18 protein-coding genes are annotated in these 20,605 nt (G+C 49.9%); 13 read left to right on the top strand and 5 right to left on the bottom strand.

All coding sequences use genetic code 11. The features are described 5' to 3' along the window. Nucleotides 1–42: 42 nt before the first annotated feature. Nucleotides 43–1,941 carry an NAD(P)H-quinone oxidoreductase subunit F gene (locus AWQ24_RS09320; protein ID WP_012307416.1) on the bottom strand — a complete coding sequence of 633 codons (1,899 nt, stop codon included), beginning with the start codon at nt 1,939–1,941 and terminating at the stop codon, nt 43–45. Nucleotides 1,942–2,347: 406 nt separating this feature from the next. Between AWQ24_RS09320 and AWQ24_RS09315 the strand changes: the two genes are divergently transcribed. The 12 genes from AWQ24_RS09315 (at nt 2,348) to AWQ24_RS09260 (ending at nt 15,002) form a co-directional block, all read left to right on the top strand. Further along, entirely contained in the window at nt 2,348–4,024 is a 1,677-nt protein-coding gene (locus AWQ24_RS09315) for a SulP family inorganic anion transporter (protein WP_065716655.1), read from the top strand. Between the two features lie 354 nt (nt 4,025–4,378). Beyond that, nucleotides 4,379–4,690: a carbon dioxide-concentrating mechanism protein CcmK gene (locus AWQ24_RS09310; protein ID WP_012307414.1), complete on the top strand. Its 312-nt coding sequence runs from the start codon at nt 4,379–4,381 to the stop codon at nt 4,688–4,690. Nucleotides 4,691–4,786: 96 nt separating this feature from the next. After that, nucleotides 4,787–5,125, top strand: a complete 339-nt coding sequence (locus tag AWQ24_RS09305; protein WP_012307413.1) for a carbon dioxide-concentrating mechanism protein CcmK — start codon at nt 4,787–4,789, stop codon at nt 5,123–5,125. A 35-nt stretch (nt 5,126–5,160) separates the two neighbouring features. Then, nucleotides 5,161–5,460, top strand: coding sequence for a EutN/CcmL family microcompartment protein (locus tag AWQ24_RS09300; protein WP_012307412.1), 300 nt, complete (start codon nt 5,161–5,163; stop codon nt 5,458–5,460). 134 nt (nt 5,461–5,594) lie between these two features. Further along, nucleotides 5,595–7,583: a ribulose bisphosphate carboxylase small subunit gene (locus tag AWQ24_RS09295; protein ID WP_030006360.1), complete on the top strand. Its 1,989-nt coding sequence runs from the start codon at nt 5,595–5,597 to the stop codon at nt 7,581–7,583. A 102-nt stretch (nt 7,584–7,685) separates the two neighbouring features. Continuing rightward, on the top strand, nt 7,686–8,393 hold the full coding sequence (locus tag AWQ24_RS09290; RefSeq protein WP_198161450.1) for a hypothetical protein: 708 nt from the start codon (nt 7,686–7,688) through the stop codon (nt 8,391–8,393). Nucleotides 8,394–8,865: 472 nt separating this feature from the next. Then, nucleotides 8,866–10,281, top strand: coding sequence for a form I ribulose bisphosphate carboxylase large subunit (locus AWQ24_RS09285; RefSeq protein WP_012307409.1), 1,416 nt, complete (start codon nt 8,866–8,868; stop codon nt 10,279–10,281). 68 nt (nt 10,282–10,349) lie between these two features. After that, nucleotides 10,350–10,754, top strand: coding sequence for a chaperonin family protein RbcX (locus tag AWQ24_RS09280; RefSeq protein ID WP_065716653.1), 405 nt, complete (start codon nt 10,350–10,352; stop codon nt 10,752–10,754). Nucleotides 10,755–10,784: 30 nt separating this feature from the next. Continuing rightward, nucleotides 10,785–11,120 (top strand): ribulose bisphosphate carboxylase small subunit, encoded by a 336-nt coding sequence (locus AWQ24_RS09275; RefSeq protein ID WP_012307407.1) that lies wholly within the window; start codon nt 10,785–10,787, stop codon nt 11,118–11,120. 152 nt (nt 11,121–11,272) lie between these two features. Then, the gene (locus AWQ24_RS09270; protein WP_065716652.1) at nt 11,273–13,063 is read left to right on the top strand and encodes a bifunctional serine/threonine-protein kinase/formylglycine-generating enzyme family protein; all 1,791 of its coding nucleotides are present in this window, start codon (nt 11,273–11,275) and stop codon (nt 13,061–13,063) included. Between the two features lie 61 nt (nt 13,064–13,124). Next, nucleotides 13,125–13,529, top strand: a complete 405-nt coding sequence (locus AWQ24_RS09265; protein WP_012307405.1) for an NIL domain-containing protein — start codon at nt 13,125–13,127, stop codon at nt 13,527–13,529. A 219-nt stretch (nt 13,530–13,748) separates the two neighbouring features. After that, nucleotides 13,749–15,002, top strand: a complete 1,254-nt coding sequence (locus AWQ24_RS09260) for an MFS transporter (RefSeq protein ID WP_065716651.1) — start codon at nt 13,749–13,751, stop codon at nt 15,000–15,002. A gap of 10 nt (nt 15,003–15,012) precedes the next feature. On the opposite strand, the gene AWQ24_RS09255 is transcribed toward AWQ24_RS09260, so the two are convergent. The 4 genes from AWQ24_RS09255 to AWQ24_RS09240 form a co-directional block, all read right to left on the bottom strand. After that, the gene (locus AWQ24_RS09255) at nt 15,013–15,867 is read right to left on the bottom strand and encodes a methyltransferase domain-containing protein (protein WP_065716650.1); all 855 of its coding nucleotides are present in this window, start codon (nt 15,865–15,867) and stop codon (nt 15,013–15,015) included. 11 nt (nt 15,868–15,878) lie between these two features. Continuing rightward, nucleotides 15,879–16,610 carry a DUF2232 domain-containing protein gene (locus tag AWQ24_RS09250; protein WP_012307401.1) on the bottom strand — a complete coding sequence of 244 codons (732 nt, stop codon included), beginning with the start codon at nt 16,608–16,610 and terminating at the stop codon, nt 15,879–15,881. 51 nt (nt 16,611–16,661) lie between these two features. Then, the gene (locus AWQ24_RS09245) at nt 16,662–17,372 is read right to left on the bottom strand and encodes a Crp/Fnr family transcriptional regulator (protein WP_065716649.1); all 711 of its coding nucleotides are present in this window, start codon (nt 17,370–17,372) and stop codon (nt 16,662–16,664) included. Nucleotides 17,373–17,511: 139 nt separating this feature from the next. Then, nucleotides 17,512–19,722 carry a PP2C family serine/threonine-protein phosphatase gene (locus AWQ24_RS09240; RefSeq protein ID WP_065716648.1) on the bottom strand — a complete coding sequence of 737 codons (2,211 nt, stop codon included), beginning with the start codon at nt 19,720–19,722 and terminating at the stop codon, nt 17,512–17,514. An 82-nt stretch (nt 19,723–19,804) separates the two neighbouring features. On the opposite strand from AWQ24_RS09240, the gene AWQ24_RS09235 reads away from it, so the two are divergent. Beyond that, entirely contained in the window at nt 19,805–20,446 is a 642-nt protein-coding gene (locus tag AWQ24_RS09235) for a class I SAM-dependent methyltransferase (protein WP_030006350.1), read from the top strand. Nucleotides 20,447–20,605 lie beyond the last annotated feature (159 nt).

Here is a 20,605-nt window from a genome sequence, read left to right as displayed (position 1 = left end):
AATTCACAAAAAAGCAGATTTAACAACAAAGGGGGAAACTCCTTAGGCCAACTGATTCGACCAAAAATCCGTAATCATCGTCCATTGACCCGTGGCCATAAACCAGACTAGGCCGAGGATCATCCCTAAAACAATCGTCAAAACATAGAATTGAGACTGTCCCGAAACGTTGTAACGCAGGGCGCTTCCACTAAAAAGTGTCGCCAAACCTGTCAAGTTGACAAAACCATCCACAACGTAGCGATCAAACCAAGCGGCGAGTTTTGAAAGGGTTGTGACCAGCCAAACCACTGTCACGTTGTAAATGCGGTCAATGTAAAAATCGTAGGCCAGCAAATCCTGCAAAAAGCGCAGATAAAGCTGTCGGGGACGACTCAGGGAAGGATTCAAAGTAATCGTTAGACCAGCGACTAAGCCGAGGCCCCCAGTGATCATCAGTGCTGGTATTGCTAAAGTCACGATGAGCGGCCGTTCAACAAGGGTCGGCAGGGATGGGTTAAAGAGCAATTGCCATTGGTGCAAAAAGAAGGGCACCATCAGGGTCATTAGGATCAGACTCACCATGGGCACAGCCATTTGCCAGACCACCTCAGGCGATCGCCGCGTTTTTGGCTTAGGGGCACCGAGGAAAACAGAACGAAAGACCCTGGTCAGATTAAAACTGGAACAAAAGTTTACCCCCACAAGGAGTAGCACGAGCCACGGGGGCGTATCCCAAAAACCATCGACCCAACGGCGCATCGTCCAAAACGTCCCCAGGGGAAAGAGGCACACAAGCCCCGCTGACCCCACCACAAAGGCACTGGTGGTTGCCGGCATCCGTGACCAGAGGCCACCCATTTCCGTAATGTTTTGGCCGTGGGTATTGAGAATAACCGCACCAATACTCATAAATAAGAGCGCTTTGGCGATCGCATGGGTTAGCAAAAGCAACAGGGCAATATCGACTTGATTTAACCCCACCGCAATAAACACCAAACCAAGGTAAGCACTGGTGGAATGGGATAAGGCCCGCTTAATATCAATTTGAGCTAGGGCAACCAACGAAGCCCCCACCGTAGTTACGGTACCGATAATAATCAAAGCGTCGGAGGTGATCGGCGTAATCGTGAAGACAGGCTCCATTTTGAGCAGCACATAGGCCCCCGCAGAAACCACCACCGAATTACGAATAATCCCCGCTGGGTTTGGCCCTTCCATCGCTTCATCAAGCCAGAGGTTCAACGGGAACTGGGCACATTTACCAATCGGCCCGGAAATGAGCGCAAGGCCCACGAGACTGGCTTCCCAGGGGGGCAAGGGGGGATTCGCCGCCCAAGTTTCTAGTTCACTAAACGTGAGCCCCGTACCATAGCTAGACAAAGCAACAATGCCCATCAAGAGCAAGATATCGCCGACCCGTTTGGTCAAAAAAGCATCCCTCGCCGCTGTCACGACCAGGGGTTGGGCGTACCAAAAACCAACTAATAAATAAGTAGAAAGAGTTAATACTTCCAACAGGCCATAGCTCAAGAGCAGCGAGTCGCTAATGGCCAAACCCGATAGGGCCGCCTCAAAAAAGCCCATCAAGCCATAGAAGCGGGCAATAGACCAATCCTTTTCTAGGTACCCAAGGCCGTAGAGTTGGGCCATGAAACAAATGCCAGTGACCAGTTCCATTGCGCCGAGGTTAACCGGAGAAATTTCAATAACCAGGGAAAGATTTAGATCGGCAACCTGGAGCCACTCCAGTGATAGTTGTTGGGGGGGCATGTTCCAAAGGGAAGCGAAGGCAAAGGAACCGTGTAAAAGACCCAAAAAGGTCATGATCAGGTTGAGGTAGGCGGCAGGTCGAGGCCCGGTGCGCCGAATTAACCCGAGGGACCAAGGCAAGGTCAAGAGTGCCCCCGTAATTCCGTAGACTGGAACTAGCCATACGCTTTGTAAAAGAAATTCACTCATGGAGGGTGTCTAGAAAATCACAACAGAAGGTTGGTTGGCATTGGGTGGATTGGCCAGAAAATATTTCAAATCGTCGGTCTACAGTCTTTGTAAGAGAGTGTAATCGATTAGATGGCGATTTCCCAAAGGTTTGAGGCTTTTTTGTGGTGATAGCGATGCTTAATTGGCATAGCGTTAAGAAATAATAATTTGGCGATCGCCTACATGGTTTTGTTAATTATTAAGTCGAAATGTCAGCCTTTGCCGACCCTTTGATGTTTCTTAAAATTCAGCCGAGGGGAACCACTCCTATGATTGGCGTAGTGGCTGTTGACCGTCAATTTGAAATTCTAAAAAGATGACTTTGAGTTGATGCCCAGCGGGCCGCTTTCCCGTCACCAACTCATTCGTTGGAGTAAACCTCTCCATGGCATCAATCGCAAATATCGGGCACTGGATCTCCCGCCCAACCTTTAGACATTGGCGTGGTGATTTTTTTGGGGGGCTAACGGCGGCCATTGTCGCACTCCCCCTTGCCCTTGCCTTTGGGGTTTCTTCCGGAGCCGGGGCGATCGCCGGAATGTATGGGGCCATTTGTACTGGATTTTTTGCCGCGTTGTTTGGGGGAACTCCCGCCCAGATCACGGGACCTACGGGGCCGATGACGGTGGTGATGGCAACGGTTTTTACCGCCGCCGCGAAGACCGCTGATGATCCGGCCACAGGCCTAGCGATCGCCTTCACCGTGGTCATGTTGGGGGGTCTCTTTCAGATCCTTCTAGGCATCCTGCGCCTGGGAAAATACATCACCCTAATTCCCTACACCGTCATTTCTGGGTTTATGTCTGGGATTGGCGTGATCATTATTGTGCTTCAGTTTGGCCCCCTACTTGGTTATCCCGGCGGCGCCAATATTTTGGGGGCCGTTCAAGAAATTCCCTACGATCTAACCCATCCTTACCTCGGGGCCACGGCCCTGGGCCTTCTGACTTTGGCGATTGTATTTGCTTCACCGGCCCGACTCAATCGTCTTGTCCCCTCTCCTCTCCTGGCTCTGGTCATCTGCACGATTTTATCTCTGTTAATTCCCAATCCTGACTTGGCGCGCATTGGCGACATTCCCCAGGGTTTTCCGACCCTCCATTGGCCCTATTTCAGCCTGCCTCTGTTGCGTCAAATGCTTGGCTATGGCGTGATCCTCGGTACCCTAGGCGCCATTGATTCGCTTCTGACTTCTTTAGTTGCGGACAATATCACCCGTACCCAGCACGACTCCGACCAAGAATTAATCGGCCAAGGCATTGGCAATTTTCTCTCCGGCTTTGTGGGAGGACTACCGGGGGCTGGGGCAACGATGCGGACAGTGATCAATGTGCGCTCTGGGGGCAAAAGCAACCTTGCCGGCATGCTCCATGCTTTGGTGTTATTGGTGATTTTACTTGGGGCGGCCCCCCTCACGGCCCCTATCCCCCATGCGGTCTTAGCGGGCATTTTGATCAAAGTGGGCATTGACATTATTGATTGGAGTTTCTTGAAACGGGCCCACAAAATTTCCTGGAAAGCGACGGGATTAATGTATGGTGTTTTATTATTAACCGTCTTTGTCGATTTGATCACGGCAGTGGCGGCAGGGGTCTTTGTGGCGAATCTCCTGACGGTCAAAAGCCTCACGGATTTGCAAATGCAGCGGCTAGAAACCATCACTGCTGGGGCCGATACAAGTACGTTAAATGAGCGCGAACGGGAACTGTTACACCAGGCCCAGGGGCACATTATTCTTTTTTGTTTAGGTGGCCCCATGAGCTTTGGGGCGGCGAAAGGGATTGCCCAACGGATGGCCATTGTTGAAAAATACGAGGTTTTGATTTTAGACCTCAGTGAGGTACCCCGGATGGGAGTGACGGCCTCCCTGGCGGTGGAGACGATGATCAGGGATGCCCACGGTCGGGGACGGGAAGTGTTTTTAGTGGGGGCCATGGGCCAGGTACGCGATCGCCTGAGGAAATTAGAAGTGTTAAAGTTGCTGCCACCCCGCAATCGTGTAACAAATCGTTTAGATGCGCTCCAACAGGCGATCACCTTCATTCAGCAGCGAAAAGCTTAGTCCTCTGACCTTTGGGCAACTTCTTCTAGAAACCCCTGTCTATTTAAACGATGAAGCATTGACTCTACTTAACCTTGGTATTACGAAATATCATTGCAGTTTATGTTGTCAAAGGTGCCATTGTTGCTTATGCTCTTCATAGCTTGCCAAAATCAAAATTAGTAACAAACGCGATTCTTGGCGATCGCCTTGTCCACTATAAAGCCTGTAAAGGACCCTAACCCCTGCGCAGAGGCAAGTGGTCGGTCTTATGCCGCTTCCGTTATCCCAACTAGAAGCAGACCAAACTCCCAGGGGGACGCCTGTTCCTTAGTATTTTTAAGACATTAAGCTTGATAAGCGAGGATAAATTAGATGCCTATTGCAGTTGGAATGATTGAAACCCGCGGTTTCCCCGCAGTTGTAGAAGCTGCTGACGCGATGGTAAAAGCCGCCCGTGTAACCCTCGTTGGTTACGAAAAAATCGGTAGTGGCCGCGTTACTGTGATTGTCCGTGGTGATGTTTCTGAAGTCCAAGCCTCCGTTTCCGCTGGCATTGAGAGCGCCAACCGTGTCAATGGTGGTGAAGTGCTTTCTACCCACATCATCGCCCGTCCCCACGAAAACCTCGAATACGTCTTGCCGATTCGCTACACCGAAGAAGTAGAACAATTCAGAACCTATTAACCCTGGGACAGAGGGGCGATCGCCATTCTTTTTTCGGTCACGCATCCTCTGTGATTTCCAGAAACTACTAATTAAAAGCAAGAGGAGAAAAACTCAATGTCTATTGCAGTCGGAATGGTAGAAACCCTCGGTTTCCCCGCAGTTGTAGAAGCTGCTGACGCGATGGTAAAAGCTGCCCGCGTAACCCTCGTTGGTTACGAAAAAATCGGTAGTGGCCGCGTTACCGTAATTGTCCGTGGTGATGTTTCTGAAGTCCAAGCTTCCGTTTCTGCCGGTACTGATAATGTCAGCCGCGTTAACGGTGGCCAAGTGCTTTCTACCCACATCATCGCCCGTCCCCACGAGAACCTCGAATACGTTCTGCCGATCCGGTACACCGAAGCCGTAGAACAGTTTCGTGAAAGCGTGAATCCCCAACCTCTGAGAAGAGTGTAATTTTTTAATAAAAAAATTTTTAGTTATAAATTTTCATGCAAATTGCCAAAGTACGTGGCACTGTCGTCAGCACCTACAAAGCAGAAAGCCTCCGGGGGATTAAATTTTTGCTCGTTCAATTTATAGATGAACAGGGTCAGCCCCTTCCTAAATATGAAGTGGCAGGAGATCTCGTAGGCGCTGGCGTCAATGAATGGGTTTTGGTCAGTCGTGGTGGTGCTGCCCGTACCGAAACGGGAATGGAGGGAAGACCCCTAGATGCGATGGTCATTGGCATCATTGACACGGTCAACGTCGATAATCGTTCCCTTTACAGCAAGAAAGATGCAGGCTAAATGGTCTGAATTTTTTCCAGCCGGACTACCCAAAGTCAATGCGTGGCTCGTTTGGTAATCTCAAGCAATTTATGGCGGATGGTTAAAAGCTAGCGAGAGAAGCAATCAATGACATTGAGAGGAGGGATTGATTCATGGTAGTCCGCAGTACCGCGGCTCCCCCAACACCTTGGTCTAAGGACTTAGCTGAACCAAAGATTCACGAAAGTGCCTATGTGCATTCTTTCTCGAATTTAATTGGTGATGTCACAGTTTGCGAACATGTGCTCATTTCTCCGGGAACGTCTATTCGGGCAGATGAGGGCGCACCTTTCCATATCGGGGCAGCAACCAATATCCAAGATGGCGTTGTGATCCATGGTTTGGAGCAGGGCCGTGTCGTTGGGGCAGATGGCCATGACTATTCTGTCTGGATTGGCGATCGCAGCTGTATTACCCACATGGCCCTTGTCCATGGTCCCGCCTACATTGGCAACGATTGCTTTGTTGGTTTTCGTTCCACAGTGTTTAATGCCCGCATCGGCGATGGTTGTGTCATCATGATGCACGCCCTCGTTCAAGATGTGGACATTCCCCCCGGCAAGTATGTGCCTTCGGGAGCTGTGATTACGAACCAGCAGCAGGTGGAGCGCCTCTCCAATGTGACCGAGGCCGATCGCGCCTTTGCTAAACAGGTGGTGGAAATCAATGAAGCATTACGGGAGGTCTCCCCAGGGGCCACTAATAATGGTTCACGAATTGCTGCCAACCAGCAACCAACCCCCTCTTCTTCTACAAATACAAGCGGTACTAGCGAACATCAATCGGTGGGAAATATGAGTTTAAACGGAGATCTTTACAATCAGGTGCGTGGCCTTGCCGCCCAAGGGTGCACCTTCACCGCAGAATATGCCAACAAGCGGCGCTTCAAAACCAAATCTTGGTTGAGTGCTGGTTTTGTCGAAGGTCATTCTGCTGATCAAATCATTGGTAACTTGAACCGGGTGCTGGCTGATCATGCCGGGGAATATGTCCAGTTAATCGCTGTGGCTCCCAATAGCAAATCAAGGGCGGCAGAAATTGTTGTGCAACGTCCAGGCGATAGTGCCCCAGTCCAAACATCGACAACGGCTAGCTACAGCAACAACGGCAACCGCAGCAACGGCACCAGTGCGGGAAGTCAAGCGGCAGCGGTTGGGGGCGATTTAACGTCTCAGATCCATGCTTTAGCGTCCCAGGGCTGTAGCTTTACCGCTGAACACGCCAATACCCGTCGTTTTAAGACGCAATCTTGGTTGAGCGCCGGTTTTGTCGAAGGTCATTCTGCGGAACAAATCATTGCCAACGTTAATGGCTTGTTGGGTCAATATCCCAATGAGTATGTGCAAGTCATTGCCGTTGACCCCCATAGCAAGTCTCGGGTGGCGGAATTAATCGTCCAGCGTCCTGGGGAAACGGGGACTTTGTCTACTAAAGCAACAGCCTCCTCCGCCCGTCGCAGTGGCAACAAGGTGGTTAACACGGCCTCTGGTGGTGATGTGGCAGGACAAATCGCGGCTCTGGCTTCCCAGGGTTGTAGCTTTACGGCCGAACACGCCAGCACCCGCCGTTTTAAAACCCAGTCTTGGCTAGGGGCAGGCTTTGTTGAGGGCCATTCTGCCAATCAGATTTTGGCAAATATCCAGGCGATCGCCGCCCAGTTCCCCAACGAATATGTCCAGTTAATCGCCGTTGATCCCAACTCCAAAACACGGGCCGCAGAAATCATCATTCAACGCCCTGGCAACAATGCGCCTGTCCAGACAGCAACCGCAACCAGTAGTTTTTCGGGAGGCACGAAAGCAGCCCCAAGCAGCAATGGTTTCGGGGGCCACAGTAGCGGGAGTCTCAGTGGGGACGTGGTTTCTAAAGTCCGTTCGCTTTTGATGCAAGGCTACAAGATTGGAACAGAACACGCCGATAAGCGCCGTTTCCGGGTTAAGTCCTGGAGTAGTTGTGGCACCATTGACAGCACCCAAGAGGCAGAAGTTTTACGTCACCTCGAAGGTTGTCTCCAGGAGCACAGTGGCGAATATGTCCGCATGATTGGTGTTGATGAAGCGGCTAAACGACGGGTACTTGAGGAAATTATCCAACGCCCCTAGGTTGTGTAACGCGACCACTTCGTTATGGGGGAGAAAACGAATGTCTATCCCCCAACCCTTACCCCATCTGTGATTAATTGAATCACCGTTGACAAAATCATTGTGACTTTCCAGGCAATTACCCATCCAGATATTCAAATTAATGGCGATGTAAGGATCCATCCCCGTGCGGTTATTGCCCCCGGTGTTATTCTGCAAGCAACCGAAGGCAATTATGTGGCGATCGCCGCTGGTGCTTGTATTGGTGCAGGTGCGATTATCCAGGCCCATGGCGGCAACATCGAGATCCACGCCGGCGCGATTATCGGGGCAGGCTGCCTGATCATTGGCCAATGCTCAGTGGGGGAAAATGCCTGCTTAGGTTATGGCTCTACCCTATTTCAAACGGCGATCGCCGCCGCCGCAATTCTCCCGCCCCAAAGCCTCATTGGCGATCCGTCCCGCCAAGAAACTACCGCTTCTTACCAGACTCAACCGTCAAAACCCGCGAATCAATCGACAACCCAACCCCTCGATCCTTGGCAAGCAGAAGACACAACCAACCAGACTGCCACAACTTTTTCGCCACCAGGGCGATCGCCCACTAGCAGCGGTAGCCGTCCCAATGTCCAGCCCCCACCAGAAGCAGGATCCCCTCCAACTGAAACACCAAACACCGAAGTGATGCCGACGGTTCCAGAATCAAAGGAATCCCTAGAATCGGGCGAAAAAACACCAGTTGTCGGGCAAGTTTATATCAATCAACTATTAATGACCCTATTCCCTCACCAAAATTCTCTCAATACCCCAAATCCACCAGATGAGCCTTAGCCTCACAAAACTTTCATGATTTCTTGAGTGAAAATTAAATGTTTAAAGTTCTTAAAGGAGATTGTTGAGAAACATAAATACTTAATTCATCTCACCTGAACGCTTTCCCTCTCTAAAGATCCCGACAGAAAACGGTTTTAGCCCAATGTCTCATTAGGTAGCATGGCTGAATTCGAGCGGGATTTTATGGCTTTTTTAGGTATTTTTGTAAGGGTAAAATAGGCCCATCAAATAGCATTAGAAATGCTAATCAGCCCAAAAAACAAAAGCAATCTTTTTTTGTTGCTAAAAGATAAAAATAAGTCGAGGCTGTGGTAACATATCCCACAGATTAAAGAAAGTCATAAGACTTGAATCTTCAGAATTTTAAAAAGCAGTTTTGCCAACGTAAGATTTTTGAAGTTTTCGACCAACGATACCGTTACTGGTATTTGTCTGTTAAAGATAAGCATTTTTGCTGGAGGAAAACCGCATGGTTCAGACCAAATCTGCTGGGTTTAATGCCGGTGTACAGGACTACCGCCTGACTTACTACACCCCCGATTACACCCCGAAAGATACCGACTTACTCGCTTGTTTCCGGATGACTCCCCAACCTGGAGTCCCCCCCGAAGAATGTGCTGCGGCTGTTGCGGCTGAATCTTCTACCGGTACTTGGACCACTGTATGGACCGATGGTCTGACTGACCTCGACCGCTACAAGGGTCGTTGCTACAACGTTGAACCCGTTCCCGGTGAAGACAACCAATATTTCTGTTTCGTTGCTTACCCCCTCGATCTGTTTGAAGAAGGTTCTGTAACCAACGTTTTGACTTCCTTGGTTGGTAACGTATTCGGTTTTAAAGCGCTGCGTGCCCTGCGCCTCGAAGATATCCGCTTCCCCGTTGCGTTAATCAAAACTTACCAAGGACCTCCCCACGGGATTACTGTAGAGCGTGACCTCCTCAACAAGTATGGTCGTCCTCTCCTCGGTTGTACGATTAAGCCGAAGCTCGGTCTGTCTGCGAAGAACTACGGTCGTGCGGTTTATGAATGTCTCCGTGGTGGTCTTGACTTCACCAAAGATGACGAAAACATCAACTCTCAGCCTTTCATGCGTTGGCGCGATCGCTTCCTGTTCGTTCAAGAAGCTATCGAAAAATCCCAAGCTGAAACCAACGAAGTTAAGGGTCACTACCTCAACGTAACCGCTGGCACTTGCGAAGAAATGCTCAAGCGGGCTGAATTCGCCAAGGAAATCGGCACGCCCATCATCATGCACGACTTCTTAACCGGTGGTTTCACTGCGAACACTACCCTCGCGAAGTGGTGCCGTGACAACGGTGTTCTGCTCCACATTCACCGGGCAATGCACGCGGTAATTGACCGTCAGAAGAACCACGGTATTCACTTCCGGGTTCTCGCTAAGTGTCTCCGCCTCTCCGGTGGTGACCACCTCCACTCCGGTACCGTTGTGGGTAAACTCGAAGGCGATCGCGCCGCCACCCTCGGTTTCGTAGACCTGATGCGTGAAGACTACGTTGAAGAAGATCGTTCTCGCGGTGTATTCTTCACCCAAGACTACGCTTCTCTCCCCGGCACCATGCCTGTGGCTTCCGGTGGTATCCACGTATGGCACATGCCTGCCCTCGTTGAAATCTTCGGCGACGATTCCTGCCTCCAGTTTGGTGGTGGTACCCTCGGTCACCCCTGGGGTAACGCACCTGGTGCAACTGCAAACCGTGTTGCTCTGGAAGCTTGTGTTCAAGCCCGTAACGAAGGTCGCAGCCTGGCCCGTGAAGGTAATGATGTCCTCCGTGAAGCAGGTAAGTGGTCGCCTGAATTGGCAGCCGCCCTCGACCTGTGGAAGGAAATCAAGTTCGAATTCGATACCGTTGACACTCTCTAAGCTCCTGATGAGCATCAGTGGATGGGGAAGTTTGTCACAATCTACCTATTCACTGATGATTTCCTCCCATGGAGTTTAAAAAAGTTGCGAAGGAAACGGCTATCACTTTGCAAAGCTATTTGACCTACCAAGCGGTGCGTCTGATTAGTCAGCAACTTAGTGAAACCAATCCTGGACAGGCGATTTGGTTAGGAGAGTTCTCTAAGCATCATCCCATTCAAGAGAGTGATCTTTACCTCGAAGCGATGATGCTAGAAAACAAAGAACTTGTCCTCAGAATTCTGACGGTGCGAGAAAGCCTTGCGGAAGGAGTTCTGGAGTTTTTACCAGAGATGGTCCTCAGCCAAATCAAGCAGTCCAATGGAAACCATCGCCGTTCTTTATTAGAGCGTTTAACTCAAGTTGATTCTTCATCAACTGATCAGACTGAACCTGACCCTGGTGAGTCTGATACTTCAGAAGATTCTGAATAAACTTTGATCCGATAAAGAGGACATAAATTAATGAAAACTTTACCTAAAGAAAAGCGTTACGAAACTCTTTCTTACTTGCCCCCCCTCAGCGACCAGCAAATCGCTCGCCAAGTCCAGTACATGATGGATCAAGGCTATATTCCTGGTATCGAGTTCGAAAAAGATCCGACTCCCGAACTTCACCACTGGACACTGTGGAAGCTGCCCCTTTTCAACGCAAGCTCTGCTCAAGAAGTACTCAACGAAGTGCGTGAGTGCCGTAGTGAATATTCTGACTGCTACATCCGTGTTGTTGGTTTCGACAACATCAAGCAGTGCCAAACCGTTAGCTTCATCGTTTACAAGCCCAACCAAACCCGTTACTAAGGTTTTGTCGGTTTTTGTGACCTGAATTTAATTTGAATCATGCGGAATGCGATCGCCTTAAGACGGTCGCATTTTTTTGTTTAAGTTTAAAATTTTCGAAATACACTACTAGAATTTTTAGCATATCTGCCAGTTTCTATTGTTCTCACACTATGATCCATCGCCAAAGTCAGTGTCTAGTTCCCGATTGTCAAACTATCAATCCCTATGATCATAAATTTTGCCAGCGTTGCGGTAAAAGGTTGACCCTAAGAAATCGCTATCGTTCGGTGCAGTTTTTAGGGGAAGGTGGTTTTGGAAGAGCATTTTTGGCGATCGACTCGGATACCTGGGACACACCCTGCGTGATTAAGCAGTTTTTGCCGAACTTGGGAGGAGCATCTGGCAGTGCGGTGCTCGAAAAAGCGAAAGAATTGTTTAAACGGGAATCGAAGCAGTTGAAAGAGTTGGGCAAACATCCCCAAATTCCTGATCTGTTGGCATTTTTTGAAGAAGAGAGCAAGCTTTATATCGTTCAAGAATATATAGAAGGGCAAAACCTGCTGGATCTAGCATTGTCTCAAGGGCGTTTTCCTGAGGCAAAGATCCGAGAATTTTTGGTTAGTCTGCTCAAAGTTTTGGAATTTGTTCATGGGCAAAAGGTAATTCACCGAGACATTAAGCCAGAAAACATCATTTATCAGACGGAAAAGCGGCAATATGTACTGATTGATTTTGGGGTGTCGAAGCAGGTGGGCAGTACTTTAACTCAGATAGGGACGAGTGCGGGGACTACGGGGTATGCGCCACCAGAACAAATGCGAGGGTATGTGGATTATTCTTCTGATCTTTATGCTTTAGCGGCGACAACAGTTCGGTTATTAACGGGGAGGTTTGCGCAAGAGGTCAATGGCTTGATCGAAGATGAAGTCTATGACATTCCTAATTGTGAATGGGTCTTTGGGGATTGGTGTCGGCGTAATCAGATTTCCCTAAGCGAAGAGCTAGAACAAGTGCTCTTGAAAATGTTGAGCCTGCGTCCAAAGGAGCGTTTCACCACAACAACGGAAGTTCTATCAGTCCTAAATAAGAATCAACCACAGCAGATTGCTACACCACCAGTATCTTCTCTTAGCAATCAACTATCTTTGCCATCTTCTTTTGTGGAGGATTTGGGGAATGGAGTCAAACTGGAAATGATTCTGATTCCAACCGGTAGTTTCATGATGGGTACACCAAGAGGATCTGGGATTGAGCGTGCCATGCCACAGCATTACGTAGAAATTACAGAGCCTTTTTACATGGGAAAATTTTTGGTCACTCAGAGACAATGGCAACAAATCATGGGTACTAATCCCTCACACTTCAAGGGCCCTGTAGCTGAAGACTTTCATCGCAATCTCTCTGCAATAGCAAAGATTTATATGCGCTATGCCTACCCCCAAATACTCAAATTTGCTGACAGTCGCTATCCTGTAGATTCTGTTTCATGGCATGATTGCCAAAAGTTCATTCAGAAACTGAATGATATTACCGGAAAAACTTATCGTTTACCCAGTGAAGCGGAGTGGGAGTATGCTTGTCGAGCCGGAACGACGACAGCATTTTATTTTGGAGAAACTATCAGCACAGACCAAGCAAACTATAATGGCAATTTCGTCTATGCTCAAGGTAAGAAAGGAACATATCGAGAAGAGACAACTTGGAATTATAGTTTTCCAGCTAACGCTTTTGGTCTATATGATATGCATGGCAATTTATGGGAATGGTGCGAAGATGATTGGGAAAATAATCATAAACAAAGAAGGACTCAAGCAGCTTATAAAAAGATGACAGGTCATCAGAAAGTTTTGCGGGGCGGTTCTTGGATGAATAAGCCATCACACTGTCGATCGTCACATCGGAGCTGTGCCAACCCATCCGTTGCTAACAAGGTCAGAGGGTTTCGGCTTGTGTGTGGATAGGTGTTTACCATGGTAATTACTAAAATAACCATAGAAATAAAATTCTAGGGGAATTCTTAAGATGAAAAAACGAGTGACCTTAACCTTTCCCCAAGACACGGTGCAAATGCCCGTCACCTATCGCTTGGCAAAGGATTTTAATATTGCGGCGAATATCATCCGCGCCCAGGTCGCCCCAAACCAGGTGGGCAAGTTGGTGGTGGAACTCCAGGGGGATATTGATGCCATTGAGATGGCCTTGGAATGGATGAAAGGCAAGGGGATTTTAGTTTCCCTCGCGAGCAAAGAAATCGTGATTAACGAAGATATTTGTGTGGATTGTGGTCTCTGTACAGGGGTTTGTCCGACGGGAGCATTATCGCTAGATCCCCAAACGTTTCGACTAAAATTTACCCGCCAAAAATGTGTGGTTTGCGAACAGTGTTTACCCGCTTGTCCGGTGCAGGCGATCGCCACGAATTTTTAAGGTATCTTCCCCAAAAAAGTGCTGTTAGCGGTGATGAAATCAACCCAAAGATTGCAATTGCTAATCAGAGTAATTACAAATTCTGTTAGAAAATATATTTAAAGGTAGAAACCATTGTGTTTTAAGCTTTTTGGGTCTGTTTTGAGCAATTGAGAAGATTATCCTAGGCCAGAGTATCCCTTAGGATATTGTGAGGAATTCCTAACTTTTTAATTCTTCATGAAAAAACAGGCCAACGTTCAGCGTCACACAGAGCCCGCAGATCAGAATTTGCGGCTAAAAAGTCATGGCAATTTATTTTATTTATTGGCTGTGGCGGCGGGCTTGATTTTTTTACAGGGTTACATGATTGCGCCTTTAATTCCCCGTTTATCGGAGATTTTTGGCGTTTCTGTCCAGGAAATTGGCTTTATTGTGCCGATTTATATGCTGTCCTACGCTGTAATGGCTCTTTTTTATGGCATTCTCTCGGATCGTTTTGGTCGTTGGGCGATTATCCGAGTCGCGCTGATTATTTTTGTAATTTGTACCGGGTTAACAGCGACATCCCAAAATCTGTCCCAATTAGCTACTTGGCGACTATTAACGGGCATTGGGGCCAGTGGCATTATTCCAATGACCTTTGCTCTAATTGGAGATCTGTTTCCCTTTGAGCGTCGGGGCGCAATGTTGGGTTTAATCTTTGCGGCAATGGAAGGGGGGATGGCTGCGGGTTCTGCTGGGGGCGCAATCCTAGAGCCGTTTATTGGCTGGCGGACTTTGTTTATCGGCACGGCGATCGCCGCTGGTTTAGTGCTGTGGCGACTGCAACCCTATGGTGCACTGTTTGACGAAGCCCCCCAGGAATCTCCTCCTTCGATCCAGCAAATCTTCCGGGGATACTGGCAGGTACTCCGTAGCTTTCGGGGCCAGCGCACCTATGCTTATGTCCTGTGGAATGGGATTTACCATGCAGGGGTCTTTACTTGGTTGGGCCTTTATCTCTCGGAACGCTTCACCATGAGTCCCTTGAATATTGGTTTAACTATTTTGGGTTATGGGGTGCCGGGTCTATTGCTGAGTGCTTGGATTGGCAAAGCGGTAGATCGTTGGGGACGACGCTGGTTAGTGCCGGCAGGTCTGGTGATGGCGGCCCTGTCGGGTCTGGTGATGATCTTACCGATTACCCCTTGGATGACAACGGTGGCCGTGGTCATTTTGTCCATTGGCTATGATTTGACCCAACCGCTTTTTGTGGGCATTGTCACGGATTTGGGTGATGACGACAACCTCGGTCAAACCATGGGTCTCAAGGTTTTTACTCTCTTTACGGGGTTTGGGATCGGTAGTTTGCTATTCGGAAAGCTGCTCACCTGGGGCTTTGCCTGGGCCTTGGGGATTTTTGGCGGGTTCCAGTTGCTAGCGGGGATCTTCGCCTTAAGGTTTTTTTGGTGGGAAGTACCTTGGCGGCGATCGCCCCAACTCCGTTCCTAGGGAAATTTGATCATTGAGGTTTCGTGGCCTGGAGTAGACCATAGCGAATTAAACCCCGCCGAAAACCGCTTTTCATCAAGTCTAAGGCCAATGCCCCTTGCAGGGTTTGCCAGCCTGCTTTGAGAATGCCCAAAACTGCTTCTGGGGTGAGGGCAGAATCGATCACTTGATCCCAGAAGGGAGCCACGGCGGTAGACCAATCTGCTGTCTCGATATTTTCTAAACCACATTCGGTGGCGATCGCCTGATAATCTGGCAACGAAATCACGTAGGGCAAGCAGTAAACCCGATATAGATCTTCGAGGTGCTTTTGTTCATCCGGGGTCAGGGTGCCCGCTACTGAATCCGTTGGTCGATGACACCAAGTCGCCATTAATAACTTGCCACCCGGCTTGAGCACCCTTGTGCATTCCTGGAGAAACTGCCGCTTGTTGGGCATATGTTCACCACTTTCGAGGGTCCAGACGAGGTCAAATTCCCCATCCCGAAAGGGCATATTTAGCGCATCGGCTACTTTAAACTCAACTTGATCCTGTAAATTCTGTTCCGTTGCCCTGGCGATCGCCCGATTGGCCTGTACCGGAGAGAGGGTAATCCCAACGCCCTGCGCATTAAACTTATCAGCTAAATAGAGGGTACTGCCGCCAATACCACAGCCCACATCGACAAAATTTTCAACTTGTTCGACTTTGCCCCAGGCCAGAAATTCTTCAATTAATTCAATTTGTGCCTGCCGACGATTGAGCCGTTCTGTGCCCCCTAGACCATAGAAACCGTGGTGCATATGTTCACCCCAGATCGATTCCCAGAGGGGACTAGACGCATCATAAAATTCGCGGATTTGCTGATACAGTTGCGCTCCCATAAACCTTAAGCCTATTCTTCATACTCAATTAACACCTGAACCCAGTGGGGCGGACGCGGAATCGAATTTCCCAAACGATCCAACATCAACAATGCCACCAGATGCACCACGAATAGGTATAACACACTATTAATAGTCAGCATGACCAGGGCTAAAAGCTGAATCACCAGTAAACTCGGTTGGGTCAACAGGCCCAGCTTGAGAAAGAGCCAATCCGCCATCTCCGAAATTTGCGAGATTACATAAACCCACAGGTCTTCGCCGAGCAGTAATGACAGGAGCCACACCCGAAAGAAAAAGCCGAGGGTGCCCAAGATCGTCCCCAGGGTGACCGACCAATACCAAGACACCTGACGTCGCCACATCCACCCCAACTGCACACCAATCAGGCCATAGGGAATGGTGTAAATAATGCTACGGGTCGGCCCCATCAGAATCGACAATAGCAAGCTAGAGACGAGGGTTGACATCCACGCCGCCCGGGAACCCCAACGCAAATAGACCAAGGCAATGGGCAACGGAAAAAATAGTCGCAGCAATGGCCCAATGGGAAAGTAATAGTTAATCAGCCAAATTAAACTGGCGGTGCTGGCTAAAAAAGCCGTTTCGACCACCACCAAGGTTTTACGATGTCTTGTCGCTGAGGTGGGAGCAGGTGGAGCAATAATATCTGGGTTATTGACCTGGGTAAGGGAGGAGCTTGGGGGTTGGGATGCTTGGGAATCTAAATCTACCCAATTCATATCCTCTGGAGAATTCTTTGGATCAGAAAAATGCTCAGTCACAGCGATCGCCTAATGGATGATGTCGTCGAGGGCACGCAGATTTGGGATAAACACAGCATCCGGGGTGCGCCTAATTAAACCTTTCTTTTCTAACTTAGTCAAAACCCGCGTGACTGTCTCCCGCGCCAGACCACTTAAACTACTCAGTTCCCGATGGGGCAGACTCGGAATGCGGATCTCCCCTTGGTCTGTGGCTTGTCCTTGACTTTCGGCCAAAAAGACCAGGATATCAGCGACCCGCGCCAGACTATTGGTTTCGCGCACCTGGAGGCGACGGTTCACTTGGCGGAGACGTTTGGCCATCAGTTGGGCGAGACGGACTCCCACCAGAGGCTCTGTGTTTACCAATTTAACGAAGTCGGCGGCGGGGATACTACTAATGGTGGTGGCGGTCAGGGTGATCACATCAGTGGAACGGGTGGCTTCTTCGAGGGCGGCCATTTCGCCAAATAATTCCCCAGCGCCGAGGATATTCAGGGTAATTTCTTTGCCATCGAGGTTGTAGGTGCGAATTTTCACCCAGCCCGTCTGGATAAAGTAAACAGAACCGCCCCAGTCTTTTTCTAAAAGGATAATTTGGTTGGCTGGGAAGGGCCGCGTCACCAGATGGGCGATCGCCTTTTGTAGACTTGCCTCCGGTAGCCCCTGGAAAAAAGGCAACGCCTTGAGGAAGGTGCGGGCTGTGTCATCACTCACCGGATTCGTGGGGGATTCGGCCATAATTCTTGGGGCAAAGGGCAGAAGATACTAGCTGCTGGTAGCGATAGTCCTGTTAAATGGCAGGGTCAACAGGACCACATGGGGCTTAAATCTCCCTCCATTATGCAATGCCTCCGGAAGATCGATAGCCCCAACATTTTTATTCCAGAGCAGATGGCACACAAGGGTTCGCGGCAGGCACCGTAAAATCAGGGGTTAATTGTCCCTCTAGGTCAGCAAGGGCCACCCAAGCATTATTGCCCTCGGTCAAAAGTTTGCGACTTGGAGGCGCGCTTTGATCGCCTTTTTGACAAAGTTTAAGCATCACCTGATTTTCCCCGTTGATTTGTTCGACCCGAAGAATACTGCCCCCCAAAATCAATAACGGATCGGCGGTGGTGGTGGCGATCGCCTCTGGTGTGGCGTAGGCCGTGAGGGAACGATTTTCCTGGAGCTGAAAAATTTGATTTTTGCTCAGGGGTAAAGTCGTCTCCTCTGGTTCCCCTGCGGGCACCGTTACCGTTGGTGGATCTTCGGTGACATCTGTAATGGGGACAGGATTAATCGTCGGTGGTGTTGTGGAGGGAGAACTGCCGAGGGGTTCCCGCTGCCAACGTTGCCACAGCAAACTACCAACCCCCAACAAACACAGACACCCAACCAAAATCAGCAATAGACGACTGGGGGAATTTGCCGTTTTGCGTCCCCGGAGCCGAGACATTTGGGTTGCCACGGGGGGCGGCGCCTTGGGTTGGATAAAGGTCGGTTGTAGTTGGGTGAGTTTCGGGTAAGGAATCGGCGTTTCGGGAACTTCTCCTTGCACTTTGACCTGGAGTAGGGCAATGGTGCTGTTGTCGTGGCCATTCTTGGTATTGGCAATTTCAATCAGGCGATCGCCCACTTGGGTCAGGTCTTTTTGGCCTTGGATTAGGGGGGCAATTTCCGCTGCCCAATGGGCTTCTACTTGGCCATCATCACTGAGGCCGTCGGAACAAAGAAGATAAATCGCGTCTTGATCCAGCACCAGGGACGTTACGGTGGGGTGGAGGGAATGGGACGGATTCATCCCCAAAGCTTGCACCAAAGCCCCAGATCCAGGGTAGGCCAAGGCATCTTTGTAGAGGGCATAGCCAAGGCGGACTTCCCGGGAACCGAGGTCATCGTCATAGGTCAGTTGGTGGCAACTGGTGGTGGTGATGCGATAAATGCGGGAGTCTCCCACGTGGGTCAAGTAAAGTTCGGGGGCATGAACCCAGGCCATGACAACGGTGGTGCCCATGCGGTTCCGGTCTTGGCGATTTTCTTGGTCGTTGCGATCGCAAATTACATCGTTGGCCTGGAGCACGGCGGCGGCTAATTTTTCTTGGATCTGGGCGGCCTGCTCCGGTGGGTGATCCGTGAAATTTTCCAGTTGGGTTTGCAGTTGCTCAATGGCGATCGCCGAGGCCACTTCCCCCTGTTCATGGCCACCAATGCCATCACAGACAATTGCTAGGGGCGCATCGGGATAAACTTTGCCGGGGGGCGGAAAACAGGCATCCTCATTGTGGTCACGGCTGGGGCCAGCGTCAGTTTTGGTATAGAGGCGGTAATGATATTCCAGGGGCGATCGCCCCAATTCCAAAACCCCCTGGCGCAAAATCCCATAGAGCTGCTGCGGATCTTGGATCTGGCCTTGGCTTAACCCCTGCTGGAGGCGATGACAAAAAGGTTGAATCACAGGGGCCACGGTTTCGAGTAACTCGGCCCACAAATTCCCCAGGCGCACCAAATTTAAGGGCTGGTTGGGTTCAAAGCGCAATTTTTGCACCTGAATAAGGCCCCCGTGGACAGCCCAGTCCCCCAGATAGTAAACACTCGGAACCACTCCATGTTCCACAAAATCTGGTAACAGCGCCGCAATCTGCATCAGCCAGTTGAGTTGTTGCAGGGGAGTTGCAGCCTGCCACGCCTCCGTGAGGGGCATAAATAAATTTGGCCAGCGGGGATAGCCGGTTTCGTCGAGGGCTACCGATGGATATTCCAGTAACCACCCTTCCTGGGGCGTCAACAGGCCAAATACCTTGGGAATGTGGAGCAGATGGGTCGAGAGCCGTAGATAACTTTCGATGGCCGGGGGGAGCGTTTCGGTCAGTACCGGGGGCAATGCGGGCTTTGTGTCTAAGAGAATATCTGGGGTTTCTGTCACCCAATAGCGATCGCCTTCCCCGACGAGAGTTTGGGGCGTCAGGGTCAACTGGGGGGCCCCCACAACCCGCAGATAGCGCTTGACCACCGGCGCTTGGCAGAGGGGACAATGGGATTGGGCCAACGAAGCTACCCCTGGGCAGTCGTTTTTCCCGCAAGAAATCGTTACCTTAGAAATATCCATACATCTGTGCCTGAGGGGCAGATTGACTGGGGGTTTCCCCGCATGATCACTAATTTAACGTATTCTTTGCGCTGCATTTTCTATGATTCTTTCCCCTAGCCAACGGCAGAAGCTCGATTCTAGCGATGATCAGCTTTTCTACGATTACCCCCGGTTTGTGACCCACGTAGATGATGGCTTTATTGACCAATTAACCCAACTCTATGGCACATTGTTGCAGCCCAATGATCGAGTTCTAGATTTGATGAGCAGTTGGGTCTCCCATTTGCCAGATCTCGCGTTTCGGGAGGTGGTCGGCCACGGAATGAACGCGGCAGAACTAGCAAAAAACCGTCGTCTAGATCGCTATTTTGTTCAAAACCTCAATGCCGATCCCAAATTACCCTTGGCCGATCAAAGCTTTGAGGCGGTTTTGGTGGCGGTCTCGGTGCAATATCTCCAATATCCAGAAGCGGTGTTTGCAGAAATTCAGCGGGTGCTGACCCCAGGGGGAATTTGTATTGTTAGTTTTTCAAATCGGATGTTTTACCAAAAGGCGATCGCCGCTTGGCGGGACAGTACCGACGCCGAACATCTCCAGCTCGTGCAGCATTACTTTCAGCAAACCCCAGGCTTTGCCAAACCGACCGTGGTGACACAACGGAGCGACCAACCCCTGCTGTTACAAATGCTGGGCCTGGGCCATCGGGATCCGTTCTATGCGGTTTCTGCCAGAAAGCAGTAAATGGGGAGCCGCAACAATTGTTAACTTAATCTGGGTCTGCAGGGAAAGCAAACTATAGTATTAAATGGGTACTTAGAGAAAAGTATTTTTTGCCCTTGTTTTCGCCAAAATCTGCAGTCTTTGCTAAAAAATCCCCCGTTGCTCTCCAGGGGCCATTAT

The sequence above is a fragment of the Picosynechococcus sp. PCC 8807 genome (assembly GCF_001693295.1).
Taxonomy (GTDB): Bacteria; Cyanobacteriota; Cyanobacteriia; order Cyanobacteriales; family MRBY01; genus MRBY01.
Note: the sequence above shows the minus strand (reverse complement) of the source record. Positions and strands in the feature narration are given on the sequence as shown.